This window comes from Psychromarinibacter halotolerans, from assembly GCF_029168315.1.
In the GTDB taxonomy this organism is placed as follows: Bacteria; Pseudomonadota; Alphaproteobacteria; order Rhodobacterales; family Rhodobacteraceae; genus Psychromarinibacter; species Psychromarinibacter halotolerans.
Window position 1 is genome coordinate 2,501 of the sequence record NZ_JARGYD010000026.1, and the last position, 3,207, is coordinate 5,707.

At 53.9% G+C, this 3,207-nt stretch carries 2 rRNA genes; both read left to right on the forward strand.

Going from position 1 to position 3,207, the window contains the following annotated elements:
• Positions 1-96 precede the first annotated feature (96 nt).
• Positions 97-2,915 (forward strand): 23S ribosomal RNA (locus P1K30_RS23715).
• 115 nt (positions 2,916-3,030) lie between these two features.
• Positions 3,031-3,145: ribosomal RNA gene (gene rrf / locus P1K30_RS23720) — 5S ribosomal RNA — on the forward strand.
• Positions 3,146-3,207 lie beyond the last annotated feature (62 nt).

Genomic DNA, 3,207 nt, shown 5'->3' on the forward strand with positions numbered 1-3,207 from the left:
AGAGCGGGATAGTATGCTTTTGGTCCGTGTGCCCCGCTAGGTAGGGGTGCACCTTGAGAAGTTGACGGTCTGCACGGCCTGTCTTCTTCTGGATCAAATCAAGCGCGAGAAGGGCGTTTGGTGGATGCCTTGGCAGTAAGAGGCGATGAAGGACGTGATAACCTGCGATAAGCCAGGGTTAGCCGGTAATAGGCTTTAACCCCTGGATCTCCGAATGGGGCAACCCACCTGACAGTTGATTATAATTGCCTTCGGGCGTTTTATAGTCGGCTGAAACAGGTACTTAAGACCTGAATACATAGGGTTTTAAGAGCAAACCCGGGGAACTGAAACATCTAAGTACCCGGAGGAAAGGACATCAATAGAGACTCCCCTAGTAGCGGCGAGCGAACGGGGACCAGCCGAGATCGATAAGTGACTGGAACAGATTGGAAAGTCTGGCCATAGTGGGTGACAGCCCCGTACAGGAAGCTTTGAGATACGTATTAAGTAGGGCGGGACACGTGAAATCCTGTCTGAAGATCGGGGGACCACCCCCGAAGGCTAAGTACTCCTTACTGACCGATAGCGAACCAGTACCGTGAGGGAAAGGTGAAAAGCACCCCGACGAGGGGAGTGAAACAGTACCTGAAACCGGACGCCTACAAGCAGTCGGAGGATCCTCGAGATCTGACGGCGTACCTTTTGTATAATGGGTCATCGACTTGGTCTCACGAGCAAGCTTAAGCCGATAGGTGTAGGCGCAGCGAAAGCGAGTCTTAATAGGGCGTCGAGTTCGTGGGATCAGACCCGAAACCGAGTGATCTAGGCATGACCAGGATGAAGGCAAGGTAACACTTGCTGGAGGTCCGAACCCACACCTGTTGAAAAAGGTCGGGATGAGTTGTGCCTAGGGGTGAAAGGCCAATCAAACTCGGAGATAGCTGGTTCTCCGCGAAATCTATTTAGGTAGAGCGTCAAGCGAATACCCCGGGGGGTAGAGCACTGGATGGGTAATGGGGTCCCACAGACTTACTGATCCTAACCAAACTCCGAATACCCGGGAGTACTACTTGGCAGACACACGGCGGGTGCTAACGCCCGTCGTGGAGAGGGAAACAACCCTGACCTACAGCTAAGGCCCCTAATTCATGGCTAAGTGGGAAAGCAGGTGGGACGACCAAAACAACCAGGAGGTTGGCTTAGAAGCAGCCATCCTTTAAAGATAGCGTAACAGCTCACTGGTCTAAATAAGTTGTCCTGCGGCGAAGATGTAACGGGGCTCAAGCCATGAGCCGAAGCTTAGGACTGCGTATGCAGTGGTAGCGGAGCGTAGTGTGATAAAACACCATGCCTCCTTAGCATCCTCGGATGCATTGGAGGCGAGGTGTTTACTGAGAAGCCGGCGCGTGAGCGAACCGGTGGAGTGATCACTAGCGAGAATGATGACATGAGTAGCGACAAACAGGGTGAGAGACCCTGTCGCCGAAAGTCCAAGGGTTCCTGCTTAAAGCTAATCTGAGCAGGGTAAGCCGGCCCCTAAGGCGAGGCCGAAAGGCGTAGTCGATGGGAACCAGGTTAATATTCCTGGGCCAGGAGGATGTGACGGATTGTGGCGGCGTGCGTTCCTTATCGGATTGGAGCGTATCCAAGACAGTTCCTGGAAATAGCCCTCCATCAGACCGTACCCTAAACCGACACAGGTGGACTGGTAGAGAATACCAAGGCGCTTGAGAGAACGATGTTGAAGGAACTCGGCAAAATACCTCCGTAAGTTCGCGAGAAGGAGGCCCGGCTCAAGAGGGTCGGGGGCACAAACCAGGGGGTGGCGACTGTTTACTAAAAACACAGGGCTCTGCGAAGTCGCAAGACGACGTATAGGGTCTGACGCCTGCCCGGTGCCTGAAGGTTAAAAGGAGGAGTGCAAGCTCCGAATTGAAGCCCAGGTAAACGGCGGCCGTAACTATAACGGTCCTAAGGTAGCGAAATTCCTTGTCGGGTAAGTTCCGACCTGCACGAATGGCGTAACGACTTCCCCGCTGTCTCCAACATCGACTCAGCGAAATTGAATTGCCTGTCAAGATGCAGGCTTCCCGCGGTTAGACGGAAAGACCCCGTGCACCTTTACTACAGCTTCACACTGGCATCAGGCACAACATGTGCAGGATAGGTGGTAGGCTTCGAAGCAGGGACGCCAGTCTCTGTGGAGCCATCCTTGAGATACCACCCTTGTTCTGCTTGATGTCTAACCGCGGACCGTTATCCGGTTCCGGGACCCTGTGTGGCGGGTAGTTTGACTGGGGCGGTCGCCTCCTAAAGAGTAACGGAGGCGCGCGAAGGTTGGCTCAGAGCGGTCGGAAATCGCTCGTTGAGTGCAATGGCAGAAGCCAGCCTGACTGCGAGACTGACAAGTCGAGCAGAGTCGAAAGACGGCCATAGTGATCCGGTGGTCCCGAGTGGAAGGGCCATCGCTCAACGGATAAAAGGTACGCCGGGGATAACAGGCTGATGGTGCCCAAGAGTCCATATCGACGGCACCGTTTGGCACCTCGATGTCGGCTCATCTCATCCTGGGGCTGGAGCAGGTCCCAAGGGTACGGCTGTTCGCCGTTTAAAGAGGTACGTGAGCTGGGTTTAGAACGTCGTGAGACAGTTCGGTCCCTATCTGCCGTGGGTGTAGGATACTTGAGAGGAGTTGCCCCTAGTACGAGAGGACCGGGGTGAACGATCCACTGGTGGACCAGTTGTCATGCCAATGGCAGTGCTGGGTAGCTATGATCGGAAAGGATAACCGCTGAAGGCATCTAAGCGGGAAGCCCCCCTCAAAACAAGGTATCCCTGAGGGCCGAGGTAGACCACCTCGTCGATAGGCCGGAGATGTAAGCGTGGCGACACGTTCAGTTGACCGGTACTAATTGCCCGATAGGCTTGATTTGATCCAGTAGTAGACAGACCAACGTCGCTTCAGGACAAAAGCATACGCCAAAGGATAACGTCCTTGGCTTGGACTTGATGTGTTGTCTGCATAAAGCAGACAGGGTTTTTCCTTGGTTTGGTGGTCATAGCACGAGCGAAACACGCGATCCCATTCCGAACTCGACCGTTAAGCGCCGAAGCGCCGATGGTACTGCGTCTTAAGACGTGGGAGAGTAGGTCACCGCCAAACCTAGAAAAAACCCTATCTCTAACGATAAACAAAATACCAAATACAAAAAAGCGCGCCAAACA